The sequence below is a fragment of the Halorubrum sp. SP3 genome (assembly GCF_005435195.1).
Classification (GTDB): Archaea; Halobacteriota; Halobacteria; order Halobacteriales; family Haloferacaceae; genus Halorubrum; species Halorubrum sodomense.
Map to the genome: position 1 here is coordinate 255 of NZ_SGTU01000361.1, position 210 is coordinate 464.

Annotated in this window: 1 pseudogene; it reads right to left on the minus strand. The window is 71.4% G+C overall.

The features are described 5' to 3' along the window. A pseudogene (locus tag EXE42_RS16865) lies at positions 1 to 210 on the minus strand (hypothetical protein); the annotation flags it as partial.

Below are 210 nucleotides of genomic sequence, written 5' to 3' on the forward strand. Positions count from 1 at the left end.
CCCGTGTGCGCTCGGCGTCTGTCCGGGGACGTTCCACGAGACGTTGAACAGGCCGCGGCTCACGTACGTTCCCGCGGGGAGGTCCGACGGGACGGCGTACGTCGCGACCATCTCATCGCCCGCGTCGAGCGACTCCAGCGCCTGTCCGTCGCTGCTGCTCGGATGCGGTCCCTCGACGCCCTCGGTCTCGACGACCTCCAGCGAGCGGCG